The 20,706-nt window shown below is 34.0% G+C and carries 18 protein-coding genes; 15 read left to right on the top strand and 3 right to left on the bottom strand.

Features of this window, described 5'->3' with window-relative positions; translation table 11 throughout:
* The 6 genes from ACQKCJ_RS16885 to ACQKCJ_RS16860 all read left to right on the top strand — a co-directional run.
* Positions 1-708 (top strand): hypothetical protein (locus ACQKCJ_RS16885; protein WP_427402502.1); only part of this gene is annotated, 708 nt, incomplete at its 5' end.
* 9 nt (positions 709-717) lie between these two features.
* Positions 718-951 carry a hypothetical protein gene (locus ACQKCJ_RS16880; RefSeq protein WP_427402501.1) on the top strand — a complete coding sequence of 78 codons (234 nt, stop codon included), beginning with the start codon at positions 718-720 and terminating at the stop codon, positions 949-951.
* A 4-nt stretch (positions 952-955) separates the two neighbouring features.
* Complete coding sequence (locus ACQKCJ_RS16875; protein WP_427402500.1) at positions 956-1,348, top strand: hypothetical protein; 393 nt, start codon at positions 956-958, stop codon at positions 1,346-1,348.
* Between the two features lie 373 nt (positions 1,349-1,721).
* Positions 1,722-2,027 (top strand): hypothetical protein, encoded by a 306-nt coding sequence (locus tag ACQKCJ_RS16870; protein WP_427402499.1) that lies wholly within the window; start codon positions 1,722-1,724, stop codon positions 2,025-2,027.
* Positions 2,028-2,172: 145 nt separating this feature from the next.
* Positions 2,173-2,553, top strand: a complete 381-nt coding sequence (locus ACQKCJ_RS16865; RefSeq protein WP_427402498.1) for a hypothetical protein — start codon at positions 2,173-2,175, stop codon at positions 2,551-2,553.
* Positions 2,554-3,326: 773 nt separating this feature from the next.
* Complete coding sequence (locus ACQKCJ_RS16860; protein ID WP_427402497.1) at positions 3,327-4,055, top strand: hypothetical protein; 729 nt, start codon at positions 3,327-3,329, stop codon at positions 4,053-4,055.
* A gap of 334 nt (positions 4,056-4,389) precedes the next feature.
* Here ACQKCJ_RS16860 and ACQKCJ_RS16855 read toward each other — a convergent pair whose 3' ends face one another.
* Positions 4,390-5,430, bottom strand: coding sequence for a GntR family transcriptional regulator (locus tag ACQKCJ_RS16855; protein ID WP_271335897.1), 1,041 nt, complete (start codon positions 5,428-5,430; stop codon positions 4,390-4,392).
* A 389-nt stretch (positions 5,431-5,819) separates the two neighbouring features.
* Here ACQKCJ_RS16855 and rhaT point away from each other — a divergent pair, with 389 nt between their 5' ends.
* From rhaT to ACQKCJ_RS16820, 7 genes are all read left to right on the top strand, one after another.
* Complete coding sequence (gene rhaT / locus ACQKCJ_RS16850; RefSeq protein WP_427402496.1) at positions 5,820-6,869, top strand: L-rhamnose/proton symporter RhaT; 1,050 nt, start codon at positions 5,820-5,822, stop codon at positions 6,867-6,869.
* Positions 6,870-6,894: 25 nt separating this feature from the next.
* The gene (locus ACQKCJ_RS16845; RefSeq protein WP_427402495.1) at positions 6,895-9,036 is read left to right on the top strand and encodes a bifunctional aldolase/short-chain dehydrogenase; all 2,142 of its coding nucleotides are present in this window, start codon (positions 6,895-6,897) and stop codon (positions 9,034-9,036) included.
* A 198-nt stretch (positions 9,037-9,234) separates the two neighbouring features.
* The gene (locus ACQKCJ_RS16840) at positions 9,235-10,509 is read left to right on the top strand and encodes a TIM barrel protein (protein ID WP_427402494.1); all 1,275 of its coding nucleotides are present in this window, start codon (positions 9,235-9,237) and stop codon (positions 10,507-10,509) included.
* A 138-nt stretch (positions 10,510-10,647) separates the two neighbouring features.
* A complete protein-coding gene (locus ACQKCJ_RS16835; RefSeq protein WP_271335901.1) occupies positions 10,648-12,009 on the top strand; it encodes an FGGY-family carbohydrate kinase in 1,362 nt (453 codons plus the stop codon).
* Positions 12,010-12,109: 100 nt separating this feature from the next.
* Positions 12,110-12,850, top strand: a complete 741-nt coding sequence (locus tag ACQKCJ_RS16830; RefSeq protein WP_427402493.1) for a (Fe-S)-binding protein — start codon at positions 12,110-12,112, stop codon at positions 12,848-12,850.
* 107 nt (positions 12,851-12,957) lie between these two features.
* Positions 12,958-14,358 carry a lactate utilization protein B gene (locus tag ACQKCJ_RS16825; protein WP_271335903.1) on the top strand — a complete coding sequence of 467 codons (1,401 nt, stop codon included), beginning with the start codon at positions 12,958-12,960 and terminating at the stop codon, positions 14,356-14,358.
* The gene (locus ACQKCJ_RS16820) at positions 14,351-14,938 is read left to right on the top strand and encodes a LutC/YkgG family protein (protein WP_271335904.1); all 588 of its coding nucleotides are present in this window, start codon (positions 14,351-14,353) and stop codon (positions 14,936-14,938) included. The genes ACQKCJ_RS16825 and ACQKCJ_RS16820 overlap by 8 nt, the downstream gene beginning before the upstream one ends.
* A gap of 87 nt (positions 14,939-15,025) precedes the next feature.
* Here ACQKCJ_RS16820 and ACQKCJ_RS16815 read toward each other — a convergent pair whose 3' ends face one another.
* A complete protein-coding gene (locus ACQKCJ_RS16815; RefSeq protein ID WP_427402492.1) occupies positions 15,026-15,613 on the bottom strand; it encodes an NAD(P)H-dependent oxidoreductase in 588 nt (195 codons plus the stop codon).
* Complete coding sequence (locus tag ACQKCJ_RS16810) at positions 15,610-16,512, bottom strand: alpha/beta hydrolase (RefSeq protein ID WP_427402491.1); 903 nt, start codon at positions 16,510-16,512, stop codon at positions 15,610-15,612. Before ACQKCJ_RS16810 ends, ACQKCJ_RS16815 begins: the two co-directional genes overlap by 4 nt.
* 190 nt (positions 16,513-16,702) lie before the next feature.
* Between ACQKCJ_RS16810 and ACQKCJ_RS16805 the strand changes: the two genes are divergently transcribed.
* Both ACQKCJ_RS16805 and ACQKCJ_RS16800 read left to right on the top strand, forming a co-directional pair.
* The gene (locus ACQKCJ_RS16805) at positions 16,703-17,551 is read left to right on the top strand and encodes an AraC family transcriptional regulator (RefSeq protein WP_427402490.1); all 849 of its coding nucleotides are present in this window, start codon (positions 16,703-16,705) and stop codon (positions 17,549-17,551) included.
* Between the two features lie 265 nt (positions 17,552-17,816).
* The gene (locus tag ACQKCJ_RS16800; RefSeq protein WP_427402489.1) at positions 17,817-20,561 is read left to right on the top strand and encodes a substrate-binding domain-containing protein; all 2,745 of its coding nucleotides are present in this window, start codon (positions 17,817-17,819) and stop codon (positions 20,559-20,561) included.
* Positions 20,562-20,706: the final 145 nt, after the last annotated feature.

Below are 20,706 nucleotides of genomic sequence, written 5' to 3'. Positions count from 1 at the left end.
GGTGTTGTTGTTGTTGTTGTTGTTGTTGTTGTTGTTGTTGTTGTTGTTGTTGTTGTTGTTGTTGTTGTTGTTGTTGTTGTTGTTGTTGTTGTTGTTGTTGCAGTAGTAGTGACTTATGCAACGGCAGGAATGCGATCTTCTTTAGCAGCTAGTATGATAGTAGGTGCCGCGTCAGGATTTGCTGGAGGCGCAGTAGGCTCTGCCCTTAATGGTAATAATTTCGGTCAGATAATGCTTGATGGTGCTTTTGGAGGAGCTAAAGTAGCAGTATTCGGAGCAGCAGGAGGATATGCCGCAAGTTTCGCGCCTCCAGGGATTTTGAATGGAGCAGCTTATGCTATATCTACCAATGTTGCCTTAAATGGTGTTGCAAATATTATCGATGGACAGGATCCCTTTGCAAATGTAGGTTTCACCATTGTTATATCCGGAGTTACAGGAGGATATCAAGGATTAAAAGCGGCACAAGCCCAAGGTTTAAATACATTGACCGGAAATCCTATGCCAACTGTAATTACCGATAAAGTTGATATTTCTACCGAACAGGCATTTATCGATTATAAAAAAATAGTAAGTACACAACAGGAGCCTATAAATATGAGTAATACTTCAGTTGCTGATAATCTTGATTTTATTAAATTACCAAGTAGATCTACAATAAATAATGACCAAAATTTAAATTTCAAAGTAGAATCAGGGACAACTTAAGCAACTGGTTTGGGAACTCCAAATTCCGTTTACAAATATGTAGGTAGTGATGGAACTCCTGTTTCAAATTATTTTTATAATTCAAATGGAAAAGTTATCTTTCAACTAGATTTGCAGAAGCATGATAGCTGGGATTTTGGACATGGTCATATTATGACTACTCCTGGTAATTTAGGAAGTGGGCATATACCTACTAATCATATTCCTCCAATTCTTGTACCATATAAATATTTAAGTTATTAATATAATGTTAGAAAAAATAATAGATCAATATAAAGGATTCTCAGATTCCGTAATTTCTGAAATTAGCTATAAACGTTTTTTGAGTGATAGTGGATTTGATAATGGTATTATTGATATAATTTTAAGGTCAGAGAATAAAAATGCAGATTATGAAATAGTAAAATTGCAATTTTCAGAAATTATTTCTTTTAGATTTATTGAAATTGAGAATTCACCCAGCTTAATAATTAATGAAGCTTTAATAAAAAAGGCGAATGACGTGATAATATTTGACTTTTTTCCTTTAATCCAAAACTCTGAAATTCTAGAAAACATAGAATCTGATTTAATTATTAAATGTAAAAATATCAGTTTTGAAATTTTAAAATTTTATACAAATGGTTCAAAAATTATTTAAGCTTAAGAATAAAAGCATAAGTGTTTTTCATGATCCAAGGTACTAGTTTATCAAATTCTTGATATTTCTATAAGTTGGTTCTTTATTAGAGTGGTTTCGCAAGACAATAATTAATTAGCATAGTCTATATGTTCACGTCTATAAGAGCCTATCTACTTCATTTGTCTATTAAGCAACGTATTGATAACATTTTTTAAAGGAGTCTTTATTTCAATTGATTTAGAATTTTGGAAAAATACGTTTGGTAAAATTATACTTTGTAATAACGATTGCTATTGAGGCAAGCACTCAAACAACAAATGGTATAATTACCGGGAGTAAAACTGGCGTTCACATTATTCCTTCGGCACCAACACATTAAAAACAAATAAAAATGGAATTTATTGAAATAAGAAGAACCGTACTATTATCAATTCAAAAAGCATTACTAGGAATGATACATTCCGAAATAAGGGCTATTGCTGTAGGATTCGAAAGTAGACAAAAATTAATTGTTGTATATTATTTAGACAGAGAACCAAATGAAGATGATTATGAGAATATAAGTGATGTCACAGCGGAAGTTTTAGGTGATATTGATTTTTCAGAAGTTGAAGAAAAGTGTATATTTTCTAAGGATGCTTTATTAAAACTTGATAATCTCGATTCATGGGTATATAAAAGAAAGGAGGATTATTAATTATCAAAAAAATAATTGTTTTTTATAAGTAGGAGTAGATATTCAAGAAGTTTTTAAGTACTCACCACCAATATTCTTTAATAGACTTAAAATTTGATACAGAGAGGTGCTTTTAAATTAAGTATCGACTAAAAATAAAAAGATAATGAATGACAATGAAAAAATTTTAGGTTGTTTTGTTTCCGCTAATATTGGAGATGCAATGGGCCCTGAATTTAGATCCTATATTTATGGAGATAATAAAATTGAAAAAACTTTAAAAACTCTAAAAAACAAAGATTACAGTGAGGACTTAAAATTAATATTATTCCAATTCTATATCAATCCCATTCCTTATCTACTAAATAACTTAAAAGAAATTGAAAGTTATCGAAAGAAAGAAAAATCAATAGGAATAACAATTGTGATAAATGAAGACAATTTTTTTAGTAAAAATGAATTCGAACGATATGATTTTATAAGAGAATCTCTTTTACAAAAAATAGATTTACTTGCTGAAGTGAGTAAAAAAATAAACTTGATATAAACATTGAGCTATTAAAAAGTGATTTTAAAAAAAATCTAATAAATTATCTCTAGTTTTTTAAACCTGAATAGAGTTAAGTAACACTAAACTTTTTTGAATAATTTCAAAAAAATCTAAGAATGGAATATTTTAAAAATTCAAGTTAATTTACTTACAAGAATTCCATTTATAATGTTTTGATTTACTTATTTTATTAATTATAGTACTTTGAGATTTTTTTGTTGTTGACTACTATGATAAAGCTTCAGAGAATCTGGAGCTTTTTTTTACTAAACTATTCCATTTAATGAATATACTTTTGCTTAGTTGATTTAAAATTCTTGGTACGAAGTTAAAATACATTTATCAGAGCTATGGATATGAGAACTATTCGGTAATTGAGGAGCATCTATTGCAATACCTAAAGGTCAATAAAATGAAAAGTAGTAAAAAACAATGTTTTTCAAAAGAATATCACACTTGACGCCTATTCTTAAAGAAGTAGATCTATTACATGGAATAAAATACTTTAAGAATTTGGAATGCATAGTGATTTCAAAAAATGACATCTTAACTATACGGCATGTTCCTCAAAGAAAGAGAGGTGTAAAATATGCCGTAGATGCGTTTTATAGGAATAATACTAAAATTTAAGGCTCATATTAATGAAACATATATGCGTAGTTTACAATTTAATTCTACGCAAACTTGGAAAATACTTGGTATGACCTATCCTTATTCAAGAAATTTTGATACTGGTTTACGAATTAAACCTTAGATTAAATTATTATAATATGAAATTAGTAATAGAAAGAACTTTATTTGGATTTAATGATGGAATTGATTCAATTAATGAGTTAAATGATAAATTTACTCCCTTATCAATATTATTAAACAGACTTCTTAGCGAGAAATATGTTGGAAAAAAAATAAAATTTTTAAATCTATTCTTTTACGAGAATTCAGAAAAACTGCAAAAAGCATATGGTGAAGATTATTTTTTACATTATTATGGTGGGCAATTTACGTATAAAGATGTTATGGATTACGAACATTTTTTAAGACTAGATTTCCCTAATCAAAAGTTATTTATTTGGCAGAAAGCATATGAAATGCTCCAGTTTTCTGGTAAGCAACTTAAAAATGAAAGTTTATTAAATTCTAGCAAATATGCTTATCAAAAAGGAGTTGAAATAAACTTGTCGGCAGATTACAGAATGATAGAAATTGATATTTGTTTATATGGAGGAAATTACAAAGCTGCATTATGGGTTAATTTTTTAGAAGATAAAATGGAAGCAAATTTTACTCTAGAAAAAAATAGTGAAATTGTTGTAAAGAAAAAAATTGATGAAGGTCCAAATGGAATGGAGTTTTTTTTAGTTATGTTTAAAAAAATTGTGCAAAAAGATAATTCAATAATTATTAGAGGTGCAAAGGAATTGAATTATTTACCGTTAAAAATAAGTTTTAAGAAGTATGAAGGAAAAGTGTTAATTGACAATTTAATCGAGTCAATTTAGTATTAAATGGGTTAGTTATTTGAATGTTTCCCGTCCGCCTTTTAAAAAAAAAAGCAAAGCCTGAGAAGTATAAATTTATCAAGCTTACTTTGCTTTCAAAATTTCAGTCTTATTTCTTATTTCCTCAAAAAATTAAAGTTTTTGTTAGAAACAAACTTAAAAAAGATAAAAAAAAATGCTAGTAACTTAAGATGCACATTCTAAAACATTATAAAAATCTTCAAAAAACTGGTTAGATAATTCAATGCTTCACGCTACTAAGACAAAAGCTCCAGACTAAGACAAAAGCTCCAGAGAAATCTAGAACTTTGCTCATTATAAAAAATCAAAATTCCTAAATAGAATTTCGATCAATAAAATTAAAAGGTACTTTTACATCTCCTTTTTCTTTATTCAGGATCATTCTGGCTGCGGTTTCCCCCATGACATTAAAATCGGTAGACATTACCGTTATTCCCAATAGTTCTTTCAGGGGTGTATCATTATATGAGATCACACCAATATCTTTACCCAAGACAAACTCTTCATCGCGAATTTGTTTCATTAAATTCACCAGATCAGATTCTTCGATCGTGATAAATAAATCCCCTTTTTTAAGGATCATATCATCATAAACTTCACTTAGGACTTCAAAATTGATTTCATGTTCTACACAAAACTTTTTAAACCCATGTAAAATTCTTCTCGGATAAGGATAAACAGCCTTGTCAGGATATACCAGAATTAGTTTATTGTATTTGCTTATTTTCGAAAGACCTTCTTTTAATGCATTATAAATATCATTCTCAAAATCCTGATAAATCTTAATGATTTCACCTTCCATTCCCAGTTTAATATTATCCATTAAAACCAGTTTTTCGTCAGGTATTGACTGAATTGCTTTTGCTACTTCATTGGTAAAACTTAAATGTTTTAATTCGTCGGTTTTAAAGTGAGTTGTAATCACATAATAATCATAAGCACCTTCAAACTTGTCTAATAAGTTTAGAAACAGCGTTTCATCGCAATGATAAATATGCAAATCAGTATGCGCATTGGCTCCAATTGTATTGATAAAAGAGTTGTAAGTTTTCATTTTATAGGCACTCAGTTTATTAAGTACAAACAAAATATTGACTTTAGATTCAAGTTTAGTTCGGGTAATATAGTATCCTTTACCTCGAATAGACGAGATTATTTTTCGTTCTTTCAGGATATTATACGCCTTTTCGACAGTGTCTCTCGACATATAAAATTCTTCGCTAAAACTATTTATTGAGGGAATTTTTTGATTTATTTTTAAATTTCCATTAGCAATATTCTGCAGGATTGAGTCTACAATTTGTTTGTATTTAGGAACCCTTGAATCTTCATCTATTTTAATTAGTTTAATCATTTTGTCTGGCTTGTATATTAATTGACAACTTGCTGCAACATAATTCATGAATTATAGCCTGCAATCAAAGTTTTCTTTAAAATATATAAAATAACACCTTCTGGTACTTTTCTCACAAAACCTCTGCAATTAAATAAGGCTTATTTTATGTTTTTGATGATTTGTTTGTTTTTGGCAAATTGAGGATAGAATAATTACGAAATCGATTGCTAAAATAGAAATTTTAAATTTATATTTCCAATATAATCAGATTGTTCTTTGCAATAATTCTCAGATTTAACATAAATAACAAAAGTATAAAGGATAGTACAGGACAGTTTTCTTTTTTCTATTCTATTATTTTACAAAACCAAATTAACTATCACATTTAACCAAAAACTAAATTATTAATGGAATCATTATTAGGAATTATTTTTCATTCTATCGGAGGTTTCTCTTCAGGTAGTTTTTATATGCCTTTTAAGAAAGTAAAGGATTGGGCCTGGGAAAGCTACTGGATTGTAGGCGGATTTTTTTCCTGGTTAATAGTACCGCCAATTGCTGCTTATTTAACGATTCCAAATTTTGTTGAAATAATTACAACAGCTGCGCCTTCAATAAAAGCCTTCACATTTACGATGGGACTTATTTGGGGAGTTGGAGGATTAACTTATGGTTTAGGCGTTCGCTACTTAGGGATGTCATTAGGGAATTCTATTATTCTTGGATTCTGTTCTGCTTTTGGCGCTCTGGTTCCTTCTATTTATTATGATTTATACCCAACAGCCGGTAAAATTTCATTTAGTGATATGCTCTCAAATCCAGGCGGACAAATGGTTTTGGCTGGAGTAGCAGTTTGTCTTTTAGGAATTGCCATTTCCGGAAAAGCGGGAATCTTAAAAGAAAAAGATTTTGCCAGTGGGCATGAGGATAAAGACAAAGATTTTAGTTTGGTAAAAGGTTTAATTATAGCGGTTATCTCAGGTATCCTGAGTTCGTTTTTTAACTATGGGATCGAAGCCGGAAAACCAATGGCAGAAGTAGCTATTGATTATGGTTGTAACCCTTTATTTCAAAATAATGTTACCTATATCGTTTTAATGTGGGGCGGATTGACTACCAATTTTATCTGGTGCATGTACCTTAATTTCAAAAATAAAACTTTCTCAGATTACACCAATAAAAACACACCAATTGCTAAAAATATACTGTGGTCGGCGATGGCAGGAACCATGTGGTTTTTACAGTTCTTCTTTTACGGAATGGGAGAAAGTAAATTAGGAAATGGTGCCAGTTCCTGGATTCTGCACATGGCAACTATTATTCTGACTGCTAATCTTTGGGGATTTTATTTAAAAGAATGGAAAGGTGTTTCGCAAAAGACATTCAGAACTTTTCTGTGCGGAATTGGATTAATTATGCTGTCGATTGTTTTGGTTGGAATTGGAAATTCATTATAAATACACAAAATATAACATAACAACAATGTCGAATATAAATATAAATAATATGACTTTTAAGCATGTAAGCTATCTTTGGGATGATGTTAAGGCAGCAGCACTGGCAGGAGATGAAGTAGCGCTTTTCATTTATCGTTCTAATTTATTAGGAGCCGATTTAAGACTGACTAACTATGGTGGTGGAAACACTTCGGTAAAAATTACTGATAAAGATCCGCTAACCGGAGAAAGCTCTGAAGTCATGTGGATTAAAGGTTCTGGTGGAGACATTGGTACATTAACAAAATCCGGTTGTGCAGCGCTATATTTAGACAGGCTTCGCAATCTCGAGAACGTATACAGAGGCATTGAGTTTGAGGATGAAATGGTAGAATTATTCAATCACTGTATTTTCGACTTAGCTTCAAAAGCACCTTCTATAGATACACCTTTACACGGTTTCTTACCTTTTAAACATATTGACCATTTACATCCTGATGCAGCAATTGCAATCGCTGCAGCAAAAGACGGAGCTAAAATTACCGAAGAATTATTCGACGGTGAAATTGGCTGGGTAGGATGGCAGCGTCCCGGTTTTGACTTAGGACTTCAGTTAAGAAGTTGTCTGGAAGAAGCAGAGAAAAAAGGTAAAAAATTACGCGGGATCATGCTGGGTTCTCACGGTTTATTTACCTGGGGAGATACAGCATACGAAAGCTATATCAACACGCTGGAAGTAATCGAGAAATGTGCGGAGTACTTAGAGAATAACTACGGAAAAAAACGCCCTGTTTTTGGAGGTAAAAAAATAGAAAGTCTGCCTGAAGCTGATCGTAAATTAAGAGCAGCAAAAGTAGCACCAATCTTAAGAGGTTTTTGTTCCTCAGAGCGTCAGATGATTGGTCATTATACAGATGATGCGAGAGTTTTGGAATTCATTAATTCTAATGATTTATCCAAATTGGCACCTCTTGGAACTTCTTGTCCGGATCACTTTTTACGTACCAAAATCAGTCCTTTGGTTTTAACTTTAGAACCAAACGAAGATTTATCAGATGTAGAGGCAATTAAAGCAAAATTAACACCTGCTTTTAAGGCGTATCGTGAGATGTATAAAGACTACTACAATACGTGCAAAAAGTCGAATTCGCCAGCCATGCGTGACCCAAATCCGGTTGTGATTTTATATCCGGGAGTTGGTATGTTTACGTTTGCCAAAGATAAAACGATGGCACGTCTTGCATCTGAATATTATATCAATGCGGTAAACGTGATGAAAGGTGCCGAGGCAGTTTCTGAATATACTTCGTTACCGCGTCAGGAAGCATTTGATATCGAATATTGGCTGTTGGAAGAGGCAAAATTACAGCGTATGCCCAAACCTAAAGCATTATCAGGAAGAGTCGCTGTTATCACAGGTTCTGCCGGAGGAATTGGTAAGGCTATTGCCAAAAAATTTGCTCAGGAAGGTGCGTGTGTAGTAATTAATGATATTAACGAGGAACGTCTGGAAACTGCTGCAGCCGAGTTTATTAAATTGTTTGGTAAAGATGCTGTTTCGAGTACTTTACTTAATGTTACGGATGAAAAAAGTACTGAAAAAGCATTGGACGAAGCTTGTCTGGCTTTTGGTGGTGCTGATATCATTGTAAACAATGCAGGAATTAGTATTTCTAAATCAATTGCAGAGCATACTCTGGAAGAATGGGACAGATTATATAATATTTTGGTAAAAGGGCAATTTATTGTTTCTAAAGCCGGAATAGAAGTAATGCGCAAACAAGGATTTGGAGGAGACATCGTAAATATTGTTTCTAAAAATGCTGTGGTTGCAGGACCAAATAATCCAGGATATGGTTCAGCAAAAGCAGCTCAGGCACATTTAACACGACTTATGGCTGCCGAATTAGGCGCAGACAAAATTCGTGTAAACACAGTAAATCCTGATGCAGTAATCTCAGACTCGAATATTTGGTCTGGAGGTTGGGCAGAAGGTCGTGCAAAAGCATATGGTATTACGGTAGAAGAATTACCGGCTTATTATGCAAAACGTACGTTACTCAATGAAATTATATTGCCCGATGATATTGCAAACGCTTGTTTCGCTTTTGTGGGAGGTTTACTCGATAAATCAACAGGAAATGCCCTGAACGTAGACGGCGGAGTATCAATGGGCTTTTACAGATAGATTGTTAAGTTTTTTTAAGTTTGTTTAAAGCAAAAGTGGTTTTTTGTGATCTAACGTTCGATAGCATTCGAGCGTTAGATTTTTTTAGGATATAATAGCCCTGGAAAACCCATTAAAATAGCATAAAATAGTAACGTTAAACCAGAGTTCAATTTATATAATTTATATATTGTAATCTCTATTAAAAGATAAAATAATATGTTAATCGGATCAGACAATATAGCATCTCATAATGAGGAATTATTAAAAAAACACCAGAATAAATTTGCTTTTACAGTTTCAGAAATTGGTGATACACAAGCAATTATTCAGAAATTAATAGACTTTCAAATTGCAATTCCATCCTGGGCTTTAGGAACAGGAGGAACAAGATTCGGACGTTTTGCCGGAGGTGGAGAACCACGTTCTATCGAAGAAAAAATCGAAGATGTAGGTTTGCTTCACGCTTTAAACAATGCTTCAGGAGCAATTTCTTTGCATATTCCGTGGGATATTCCACAAGATTATAAAGCAATCAAAAATCTTGCGGCGCAGCACAATCTAAGATTTGATGCCATGAACTCCAATACCTTTCAGGATCAGGCAGGTCAGGAGAATTCGTATAAATTCGGATCATTACAAAATGTAAATAAAGCAGTTCGTAAACAGGCCATTGCGCACAATATAGAAGTAATCAAACACGGAATAGAACTAGGGTCAGAATCGCTAACAATCTGGCTGGCTGATGGTTCTTCTTTTCCAGGACAATTGAACTTTAGAAAAGCGTACCAAAATACATTAGAAAGTCTGGAAGAAATCTATGATGCATTACCTTCTAACTGGAAATTATTTTTAGAATACAAATGTGCTGAACCCAACTTTTATTCCACTACAGTTGCAGATTGGGGACAATCGTATTCCTATGTAAAAAAATTAGGAGACAAAGCACAAACCCTTGTTGATTTAGGACACCATTTGCCAAATGCCAATATCGAACAAATCGTTTCTTTATTACTTATGGAAGAAAAACTAGGAGGTTTCCATTTTAATGATTCAAAATACGGAGACGACGATTTAACTGCTGGAGCTTTAAAACCATACCAGTTATTTTTAATCTTTAATGAATTAGTTGAAGGAATGGACGCCAGAGGAATGAATCACGCGAAGGATTTAGGCTGGATGATTGACGCTTCACACAACATAAAAGATCCTTTAGAAGATTTATTACAATCTGTAGAAGCCATTATGATTGCTTATGCTCAGGCGCTTTTGGTAGATAGAAAAGCTTTAGAAATTGCACAGCAGGAAAATGATGTGGTAAAAGCGCAGGAAATTCTGCAGGATGCTTTCCGTACAGATGTTCGTGCAGTAGTTGCTGAGGCCCGTTTACGTTCAGGTGCGGCATTAAATCCAGTTGAATTGTACCGTAGTCTTTCGGTTAGAAAAAATCTAATAGGAGAAAGAGGTTTAAAAACGATGGCTACAGGCTTATAAATAGAGTTATGAATTATGAGTTATAAGTTCATAAACTATTTTGTTTTTACCAATCCTTTGATGTAAAAACAAAAAGACGGAGCAAAAATCATAATTCTGTAATTCATAATTAATAACTTATAATTCATAATTAATTAAATGAATGTAGTTGCAATTTTTGACATTGGCAAAACAAACAAAAAGGTATTTTTATTTGATGAAAATTATAAAATTGTTTGGGAAAAATCAGTGAATCTTGATGAAACTGTCGATGAAGATGGTTTTCCCTGCGAAGATATTGAAGTGCTAAAAAACTGGATATCCGAACGTTTATCAGAAATAGAAAACAGGACGGATTACGTTCTAAAAGCCATCAATTTTAGTACCTATGGTGCTAGTTTTGTCTACATTGATGAAAAAGGAAAAGTTTTAACTCCTCTGTATAATTATTTGAAAGAGTATCCGGAGGAGTTAAAAAATGACTTTTATACTAAATACAAAGGAAAAGAGGTTTTTGCAGTAAAAACAGCTTCTCCTGTTTTAGGAAGTCTGAATTCCGGGATGCAGATTTACAGATTCAAAGAAGAAAACCCGGAACTATTCAAACAGGTAAAATACTGTTTGCATTTACCGCAATATTTAAGTTTTCTTTTAACCAATGAGCCTTACGCTGATATTACAAGTATTGGATGCCACACTAATCTTTGGAATTTCAAGAAGATGAAGTATCATAAGTGGCTCAAAAACGAAAACATTTCAGATAAAATCCCACCGCTTCATTACGGAAAACATACCATTAAAAAGCAAGACGGATTAGCCATTGGCGTTGGTTTGCACGATAGTTCATCTGCGATTATTCCCTACACCATAAACTTTACAGAGCCTTTCGTTTTACTGTCTACAGGAACATGGAGTATTTCCCTGAATCCGTTCAATAACAAACAATTGACTTTTGAAGAATTGCAACAAGATTGTTTGTGTTACATGCAATATACTGATGAACCTGTAAAAGCAGCCCGTCTGTTTTCAGGGAACGAACATGAAGTGCAGACCAAAAGATTAGCAGCACATTTTAATGTGCCGGTTGATATTTATAAAGAGGTATATTTTGATAAAAAGATAGTTTCAAATTTAAGAGCGATAAACTTTCAAATCATTTATCCAAAGAAATATGATTTTGATATTCTGAAAGAATGTCCTTTTCAAAAAAGAGATTTGAAGAATTTTAAAAACTACGAAATAGCGTATCATCAATTGATGCTTGACCTTGTTGAACAACAGGTTTTTTCGACTAATTTAGTAATTCATAATAGTGCTGTAAAAAAGATTTTTGTGGATGGAGGTTTTAGTAAAAATTCGATTTTCATGAATTTACTCGCAGAAGCTTATCCCGATATAGAAGTTTATGCGGCTTCGATGGCACAGGCAAGTGCATTGGGTGCTGCGCTAGCGATTCATCAAAACTGGAATCCTAAACCGATCCAGAATGATTTGATTGATTTGAAATTTTACAAACACTAAAAATAGAATTAATTCCGCAATCACGATTGCGAGATAAAAAAAAAGATAAAAAAAAACTTTGTGACTTTGTATCTCACACGGGTTTAAAAAATATAAAAAAATGAAAATCGGATTATTTATACCGTGTTATGTAGATCAGTTTTATCCAAAAGTAGGTATTGCCACCTATGAACTTTTGCAGAAATTAGGTTGCGATGTTCATTTTCCAATGGGACAAACCTGCTGTGGTCAACCTATGGCAAACAGCGGATACCAATATTTAACCAAAGGCTGCGATGCTAATTTTATCGCCAATTTTGCAGGATTCGATTATATTGTCTGCCCATCGGGAAGTTGCGTTTTACATGTAAAGGAACATTTACATGACCAGAATCAAGAAGAAGTAGCCGCAGAGATGAGAAGGAAAGTATTTGAACTAACAGAGTTTATTACCGATATTCTAAAAGTAGATTCCATCCACGGAAATTTCCCGTACAGAGTAGGAATGCACGTAAGTTGTCACGGTCAGCGTGGATTAAAGCTTTCGCAGATGACAGAGCTTAATGCCCCATTTTTTTCTAAACCAGAACAATTATTGCACAATATAAAAGGATTGGACTTGGTTTCGTTATCCAGAAAAGATGAATGCTGTGGTTTTGGAGGAACATTCTGTGTGACCGAAGAAGCCGTTTCTGTAAAAATGGGACAAGACCGAATAAAGGATCATGAAAACCAGCATGTAGATTATATTACAGGTGGGGATATGTCGTGTCTGATGCATTTAGAAGGAATTCTGAAAAGACAAAAAAGCCCGATCAAAACCATTCATATCGCCGAAATTTTAAATTCACTAGGAAATTAGGTGATTTTAAAATTAAACTTAAAATTCTTTTTACCAGTAAGAGATTAAATAATTTAAGTTAAAGCTTTATAAACTTAATCTCTTAATGGTGAAATAAATAAGAAAAAATGTCTTCAAAAAAAATAATCGAACACAGCCAGGCCGCCACGCATTTTAATAAAGATGTAGAACGCGTAAACTGGCACGACGAAACACTTTGGTTTGTCCGTGAAAAGCGTGATAAGTCGGCGCATCAAATACCAGATTGGGAATTGCTTCGCGAAACCGCTTCACAGATTAAAAACAATGTGCTTTCTAATATTCATGATTATTTGATTGAATTTGAAGCCAATGCGCAGAAAAATGGTATCATCGTACATTGGGCGGCCGATGCAAAACAACACAACGAAATTGTACATTCGATTATGGCAAAGCACGATGTAAAGCAAATGGTGAAATCAAAATCAATGCTTACAGAAGAATGCCATTTGAATGATTATTTAGCCGAAAAAGGCATCGAAGTGATTGATTCAGACTTAGGAGAATATATTGTTCAGCTTCGTAAAGAACCGCCTAGCCATATTGTTTTGCCGGCAATTCACCTTAAAAAAGAAGATGTAAGTGAAACTTTTCATGAACATCTTGGAACAGAAAAAGGTAATATTGACCCTCAATATCTAACCGAATCAGCTCGTTTGAGTTTAAGAAATACCTTCTTAACCAGAAAAGTAGCGTTGACCGGAGTTAACTTTGCCATTGCAGAAACCGGAGAAATCGTAGTGTGTACCAATGAAGGAAATGCCGATATGGGCGCACATCTAGCCGATGTTCATATTGCCAGTATGGGATTTGAGAAACTAATTCCCGAGCGCAAACATTTAGGTGTTTTCCTGAGATTATTGGCCAGAAGTGCAACTGGACAGCCTATTACCACATTCTCAAGTCATTTCAAAAAGCCAAGAGACGGAAAAGAAATTCATATTGTGATTGTCGATAACGGTAGGAGTACGCAACTGGGAAGAGAAGATTTTAGAAATTCCCTTAAATGCATTCGTTGTGGTGCGTGTATGAATACGTGCCCTGTTTACAGACGAAGTGGCGGACACAGTTATCACAATGCCGTTGCAGGACCAATTGGTTCTATATTGGCGCCCAATCTGGACATGAGTAAAAATGCCGACCTACCATTTGCAAGTACACTTTGTGGTTCTTGTACCAATGTTTGTCCTGTAAAAATTGATATACACGACCAATTGTATAAATGGCGTCAGGTTTTGGTAAAAGAAGGACATACACCAACATCCAAAACAATTGCAATGAATACCATGGCGAAAGTTCTCGCTAATCCAACGATTTTTAATATCGCAGGAAAATCAGGGCGTTTTGTGATGAAAAACATTCCAGGGCTAGTCAATAATAAAATGAACAAATGGTACGACCAGCGAGAAATGCCAGACGTTCCAGAGGAATCTTTTAGAGAATGGTACAAGAAAAATTCAAGAGAAGCAAAAGCAAAAGACAATGAGTAGTAAAGCGGATATTTTAAATAAAATAAAGCAAAATCAACCTGCTTTTATTACAGACTTGCCTGATCTGAATCTTTTAAGTTCAGAGAATGCTGATGTGCTGGCAACCTATAAAACGGTACTGCAAAATATTGGAGGTGATCTAGTAGAAGTAGCTAGTTACGCTGAAATCCTTGATTATATAAAGAAAAATTATGCACTCGAAAAACGCATCATAACCACAATTTCGGAGCTTTCTGAAATTGCATCTTTAGACTGGACGAGTGATGATCCGCATTCGCTTGCCGATGTGGAACTAAATGTGATAAAAGCTCATTTTGGTGTAGCCGAAAATAGTGCACTTTGGGTTACAGATGATGTACTTGGACAACGTATATCGCCTTTTATTGCACAATATTTAGCTATTATAGTTCATAAAAATGATATTTTGGCCACCATGCATCAGGCCTATGAAAGAATTGGCAATCAGCAGTATGGTTTCGGAACTTTTATCGCAGGACCATCAAAAACAGCTGATATCGAGCAGTCATTAGTTCTTGGAGCACATGGTGCAAGAGGATTGATTGTTTTTATGTTGGATTAAAAATCGTTGGGTATAATTTTCCGTGCTCAGACATAACTTTTATATGTTAAAAGCAATTATACCCAATGAGTTAATTATAAAAAAGATTCAAATCGATTTGGAGTCTAAGAAGGCTAGGTGTTTGATTTTCTTTAGCCATTGTAATGTGTCACTTTCGGTTAATTCATTCAAAGGTCCAATAAAATCACTTTCGATAGGAGATATTCCACAGTAAGCTAAAATCCCTTCTTTTAATTGTACTAGTCCGCTTGACTTATAGATTTCGTTGTAAATAGTTAGGGATAAATCTCCTGCGGTTGTAATAATTCTTCCTGTTTTTCCTTTTAATAATCCTTGGGTAACACCTTTCTCATCCCTCTTAAAGGTAATACCCGGAAGAAATGCCCTGTCGAAAAAACCTTTCATAATTGCTGGCATACCCAGCCACCACATAGGATGTATCCATACGGTATGTTCACTCCACTTAATATCCTCCAAGGCTTTTACCAAGTCAGGTTCCAATTCCATTCTTTGAGAATAACCGAACTCTAAATTAGCATTGAAGTTGAGCGCTCCGATGGCGATATAGCGAACTTGTGAACCGTTTTGTTTGGCAGAATTAATGTAAGTCTCTACAATTGCACTGTTTAAATTTTCTTTATCAGGATGCCCATTTATAACTACTATTTTTTTCATTTTTCAGGATTTAAAATTTCATTGTATAATTGAACTTGCTGTGTATAAAAAGCATCAGATAATTGACATGGAAAAAAATCAAAGGCGTGCACAGCTCCTTGTATTTCCAATAGATTAACTGCAATACCGGCCTGTTGTAATTTTGCAGCATATTTTTTTCCTTCGTCTCTCAGAGGATCCAATTCGCATACTATGATTGTTGCAGTTGGTAAATCTTTGAAATTGTCTTCCAATAACGGCACTGCATATCTTGGCGGCTTAGTGATCGGGTGTGGTAAGTAATGTTTCCACATCCATTGTGCTGCTTTTTTGCTTTGCATAGGAGCATTTGCTAAGTCTTGCATTGATTGGGTTTTCAGGCGATGATCCATTGCTGGATAAAGTAAATACTGGTGCCGGATTTCTACTTGCTTTTTATCTCTTGCCATATGGGCTAGAGAAGCAGCAATAGTTGCTCCGGCGCTGCTTCCACCAATGATAATGTTGTTTTTATCCCCTTGGATATCCCCCGCATATTCAGACAACCAGAGCAGCGCATCATATCCATCTTCCAGAGCAGCCGGAAAAGGATCTTCAGGCGCCAACCGGTAATCGACAGAAACAATTACTGCATTAATATCGATTGCCAATCTGAAAAATAAAAAATCATATTGCTCTGGAGTTCCATAGATAAAAGCTCCTCCATGAAAATAAAGCAATACCGGTAAGGTGCCTTTTTTGGCAGGTTTGTATGTTCTCAATGAGATGGTACGTTTATTTTCAGAAGAAGGAATCTGAATAGTTTCCAGATGTAACTCATCGGGTATTTCAGCAGATTCTTCCTTTAATGACAATGTTAGTTCCTTGGCTCTAATTTGCGCTGGATCATTCCCCAGCAAGCTTTCATAGTCTATCTGCATGTACTCACTTTTGGTGATAGCTTGCCAAAGGTTGCTATCTATATTCTTCAAATTGGTGTTTTTCATATTTAGGGATTTTTATAATTCAATACAACCTTAACTAATAATCTTTATTTGTGCTTGACAAAAATAGACCGGTAAAGCGCCTCTTAACAGGTATATTTCAAGCCTATTTAGGTATCTTTACCATATGGGAAGAGAAAATATTTATCAGTCACTCGAAGTATTTTATGAAAAAATCGATACATGTCCACTGCGTGACAGGCAGTTTAATTTTTTTGAAATGGTTTATGTTATATCAGGTAATGGAAGCTATTGTACAAATGGAAATAAAGTAGATTTTAGATCGGGAGACTTATTTTTGACTACGCCCAATGATTGCCATGAATTTGACCTGTACGGTATTTGTGAGTTTATAGTGGTTCGTTTTGGTGAAAATTATATTAGAGAATATCAATGGAAAAGCATCGATCATATCGAATGCCTTTTATATTATGCTTCTGATTTGTCAGGTTCGGTTTTGGCGAATCATCAAGATAAACAAATGGTTCATATCCTTATGGGGCAGCTAGGGCAGACTATCGAGCATGACAATATTTATAACCAGGACCTGATTGCTCATTTAGTAAATGCGATTATTGTTATTGCTGCAAGAAATATATCAGCAGTCAAACCAAAAAATATTTCTCCAAATGCAGATGTACGTATTATGCAAATACTGGATTATATTCAAGAGCATATACGTAATCCCGAACGTTTGAAAATAGCAGTAATAGCAGATCTATTTGGGTTATCGCCAACTTATCTTGGCAGTTATTTTCGTAGGCAATGTGGCGAAACCATTCAGCATTATATTTCTTCTTACAGGATCCGCCTGATAGAGCACAGACTACAATTTAGCGATAAAAGAGTTCATGAGATAGCAGATGAATTTGGATTTTCGGATGAAAGTCATGTTAATAAATTTTTTAAAAGACACAAAGCAATGAGTCTGAAAAGTTTTAGAATAAAGGGAACAAAACAAAGCTTTGCAGGTTAATTATCTATGTGTATAGTATCGTTTTATTTAACAGGTACAACGCGCCTCATCATTAAGTCAGAGCGTTTTTTCAGGATCGCTGTTTTTGATTAAGATATTTCAGTACTAAGTTGCAAAGATCAAATAAAAGTTTAATTTTACCTTATCATATATCCTTCCCGCTTGTCTATGCAAAATAATCCTTCCTAATTATTTTGGCAAGTTGTTGGTTCAGTAAGGTATTTTTTTTGAAAACTCATTTTCATTTACATAAACTCATAATTTCATGTATCCATTTGTAAAATATATTTTGCTGCTATTTTTAGCATCATTAAGTTTAGTTTCGTGCAGTCAAAAACAGGGAGATAAAATAAAAGTTGGTTTTTCGCAAGCGATGACCACAGACGATTGGCGCAAACAAATGACCAGTTCGATAAAAATTGAAGCTTCGCTCAGACCTGAAGTCGATTTAAAAATCAGCGACGCCAATAACAATGTCAATAAACAAATCGAAGATATAGAGCGATTTATTGCCAATAAAGCAGATGTAATTATTGTATCTCCAATCCAGTCCAAACCCTTAACTGCAGTTGTAGAGAAGTCGATCAAAGCCGGAATTCCGGTTCTTGTTGTAGACCGTAAGATCGATGGCGAAAATTACACGGCTTATCTTGGAGCGGATAATATTGAAATTGGAAGAATTGCCGCCCGATATATCATTTCGCACAGTAAAGGTTCAGGTAAAATCGTTGAAATTACAGGCGCAAACGGTTCTTCGCCGGCCTACGAGCGCAGCCTTGGGTTCGATCAGATCATTAAAAGCAATAAACGTTTTACAGTTGTCAATACCATTCACGGCAATTGGGAGAAAGAATCTGTTAATGCGCCCTTAAAAACAATTCTTTTACAAAATCCTGATGTCGAATACATTTTTGCCCATAACGATCGAATGGCATTGAGCGCCTGGGAAACGGCAAAGACAGTTGGATTAGAGAATAAAATTAAATTTTTAGGTGTAGACGGATTAAATTCTGTCAATGGCGGGATTGAATTGGTTAAAAGCGGTGTTTTAGACGGAACCATTTTATATCCTACTGGAGGAAATGAAGCTTTGAAACTGGCTTTGAAAATGTACCATAAAGAACCTGTTTCTAAAAACAATATTCTAAATACCATTGTGATCGACCATAATAATGCTGAGATTATCGAAAACCAAATGGATAAAGTCGATCAGCAGCAAACAGTGATAGAGTCGCAGCAGGGAGCGATAAAAGTTCAGGAAAGAGAGTATGCTTCCCAGAACAATCTGGTACGTTTGCTGAGTTTTTTCTTAGTGATTATTTTGAGTCTGACCATTTACAGTATTTATTCGACGATTTCTATTTCGAGAAAGAAAAAACAGCTTGAAAGTATCAATCAAACCGTAATTGATCAAAATAATGAAATACAGGAAATGGCAAAGATTGCAGCGAAAAGCAATGAAGCGAAACTGAATTTCTTTACCGGACTTTCCCATGAATTTAAAACTCCAATAACGCTGATTATGAGTTATGTGGAGTCCCTGATCGAAAATGAAAAAATCAAAGGAACCGCGCTTATTGACGAGGTAAAACTCATTCATAAAAATTCGAACAGATTACTGCGGTTAATAAATCAGCTACTGGATTTTAGAAAAATAGAAGAACAAAAATTTACCCTAAGAGCATCCAGTACTAAGATTTATGATTTTACCAATGAGGTAATGACCAATTTTAAAGGTGAAGCTGCCCGCAGAAACATCGATTTTCAGCTGACGATCAAAAATAAAAACCTGGAGCTGTTTATCGATAGAGGCCTCATGGATAAAGTGTATTTCAACCTGCTTTCCAATGCTTTTAAATTTACCCCGGATAACGGAAAAATAACCATTTCGATTCTCGAAAATCAGGACAATACGGTAAAAATCAACTTCAAGGATTCCGGAATTGGAATTCCCGAAAATGAGTTGTCTAACGTATTTAGTCCGTTTTTTAAAGCCTCAAACAATAATAAAAACAGTTCAGGAATAGGGCTACACTTATCGAAAGAGTTTGTGCTTTTGCATCACGGCACGATCGAACTCAAATCAAAACAAGGAAGCGAGTTTGTCATTACTTTATTAAAAGGAAGCAGTCATTTACAGCCTTCTGAAATGGTAAATCAAGCCGAAAATCTCAATATAACTCCAAATCTAATAACAGATAATCTCGATATAGAACCTGATTTTAAAGAAGTAAATACAATTGCTGAATCAGAGAAACATTCCCTTTTGATCATAGAAGACAATATTGATCTGGTATCATTTTTAAAAGCAAGATTATCGGGTGAATATACGGTGTACGCTTCTGATGGAAGTGATGCTATTGAAAAAGCAATGGAAATTGTTCCCGATATCATTATTTGCGATATCAATCTGGTTGATAAAGATGGTTATGAAATTAGTAAAGAATTAAAAAAAGATCTGCGCTCTTCCCATATTCCTATTATTATTCTAACAGCGCAAAGCAACAAAGAATCGGTATTAAAAGGATTGCAGAGCGGAGTCGACCAATATTTAACAAAACCCTTTAGCCTTTCTATTTTAAAACAATCTATTTCGAGCTTGCTTTTCAACAGAGAGAAACTTCGTTATTATTACACCAATAATATTTACCGTGTTGAACCTGAGTCCAAATTTGGCAATCAGGAACAGACTTTCATTACCAAGATGAATGATATTATTAAGAAGAATGTTGAAAATCCTAAATTTTCTGTCGAGGATTTAGCCGACAAGCTTGGGGTTTCGAGAGTTCAGCTGTACCGAAAAGTAAAAGCAATTATTGGTATCAATATTAGTGATCATATCAATAATGTCAAATTAGAGAAAGCCGCTGAGCTTTTAAAGTCCAATCAGATGAATATTTCTGAGATTGCGTACTCACTTGGATTCTCTTCTCCCAATTATTTTTCTACTGCTTTTAAGAATAAATTTGGAATTTCTCCTAAAGAATACAAAACATCAAATTCTAATTGATATAAAAGCGTTTGGTTTTATGTATCAATTTTGTACCCAATGTAACAAAATCGAAACTACATGGTTTTCGTAATTAAATTTCAATAAGTCTAAAGCCTTGTAAATAAGCTTGTTGATGCTGGAATGTCAAACTATCAATATTTAA

The sequence above is a fragment of the Flavobacterium sp. NPDC079362 genome (assembly GCF_050267765.1).
Classification (GTDB): Bacteria; Bacteroidota; Bacteroidia; order Flavobacteriales; family Flavobacteriaceae; genus Flavobacterium; species Flavobacterium azizsancarii.
Note: the sequence above shows the minus strand (reverse complement) of the source record. Positions and strands in the feature narration are given on the sequence as shown.

What these genes read in the sequence shown, in the direction of transcription:
- ACQKCJ_RS16875 (WP_427402500.1), top strand. Translation starts at nt 956, where the DNA reads ATGTTAGAAAAAATAATAGATCAATATAAAGGATTCTCAGATTCCGTA.
- ACQKCJ_RS16870 (WP_427402499.1), top strand. Translation starts at nt 1,722, where the DNA reads ATGGAATTTATTGAAATAAGAAGAACCGTACTATTATCAATTCAAAAA.
- ACQKCJ_RS16865 (WP_427402498.1), top strand. Translation starts at nt 2,173, where the DNA reads ATGAATGACAATGAAAAAATTTTAGGTTGTTTTGTTTCCGCTAATATT.
- ACQKCJ_RS16860 (WP_427402497.1), top strand. Translation starts at nt 3,327, where the DNA reads ATGAAATTAGTAATAGAAAGAACTTTATTTGGATTTAATGATGGAATT.
- ACQKCJ_RS16855 (WP_271335897.1), bottom strand. Translation starts at nt 5,430, where the DNA reads ATGATTAAACTAATTAAAATAGATGAAGATTCAAGGGTTCCTAAATAC.
- rhaT (WP_427402496.1), top strand. Translation starts at nt 5,820, where the DNA reads ATGGAATCATTATTAGGAATTATTTTTCATTCTATCGGAGGTTTCTCT.
- ACQKCJ_RS16845 (WP_427402495.1), top strand. Translation starts at nt 6,895, where the DNA reads ATGTCGAATATAAATATAAATAATATGACTTTTAAGCATGTAAGCTAT.
- ACQKCJ_RS16840 (WP_427402494.1), top strand. Translation starts at nt 9,235, where the DNA reads ATGTTAATCGGATCAGACAATATAGCATCTCATAATGAGGAATTATTA.
- ACQKCJ_RS16835 (WP_271335901.1), top strand. Translation starts at nt 10,648, where the DNA reads ATGAATGTAGTTGCAATTTTTGACATTGGCAAAACAAACAAAAAGGTA.
- ACQKCJ_RS16830 (WP_427402493.1), top strand. Translation starts at nt 12,110, where the DNA reads ATGAAAATCGGATTATTTATACCGTGTTATGTAGATCAGTTTTATCCA.
- ACQKCJ_RS16825 (WP_271335903.1), top strand. Translation starts at nt 12,958, where the DNA reads ATGTCTTCAAAAAAAATAATCGAACACAGCCAGGCCGCCACGCATTTT.
- ACQKCJ_RS16820 (WP_271335904.1), top strand. Translation starts at nt 14,351, where the DNA reads ATGAGTAGTAAAGCGGATATTTTAAATAAAATAAAGCAAAATCAACCT.
- ACQKCJ_RS16815 (WP_427402492.1), bottom strand. Translation starts at nt 15,613, where the DNA reads ATGAAAAAAATAGTAGTTATAAATGGGCATCCTGATAAAGAAAATTTA.
- ACQKCJ_RS16810 (WP_427402491.1), bottom strand. Translation starts at nt 16,512, where the DNA reads ATGCAGATAGACTATGAAAGCTTGCTGGGGAATGATCCAGCGCAAATT.
- ACQKCJ_RS16805 (WP_427402490.1), top strand. Translation starts at nt 16,703, where the DNA reads ATGGGAAGAGAAAATATTTATCAGTCACTCGAAGTATTTTATGAAAAA.
- ACQKCJ_RS16800 (WP_427402489.1), top strand. Translation starts at nt 17,817, where the DNA reads ATGTATCCATTTGTAAAATATATTTTGCTGCTATTTTTAGCATCATTA.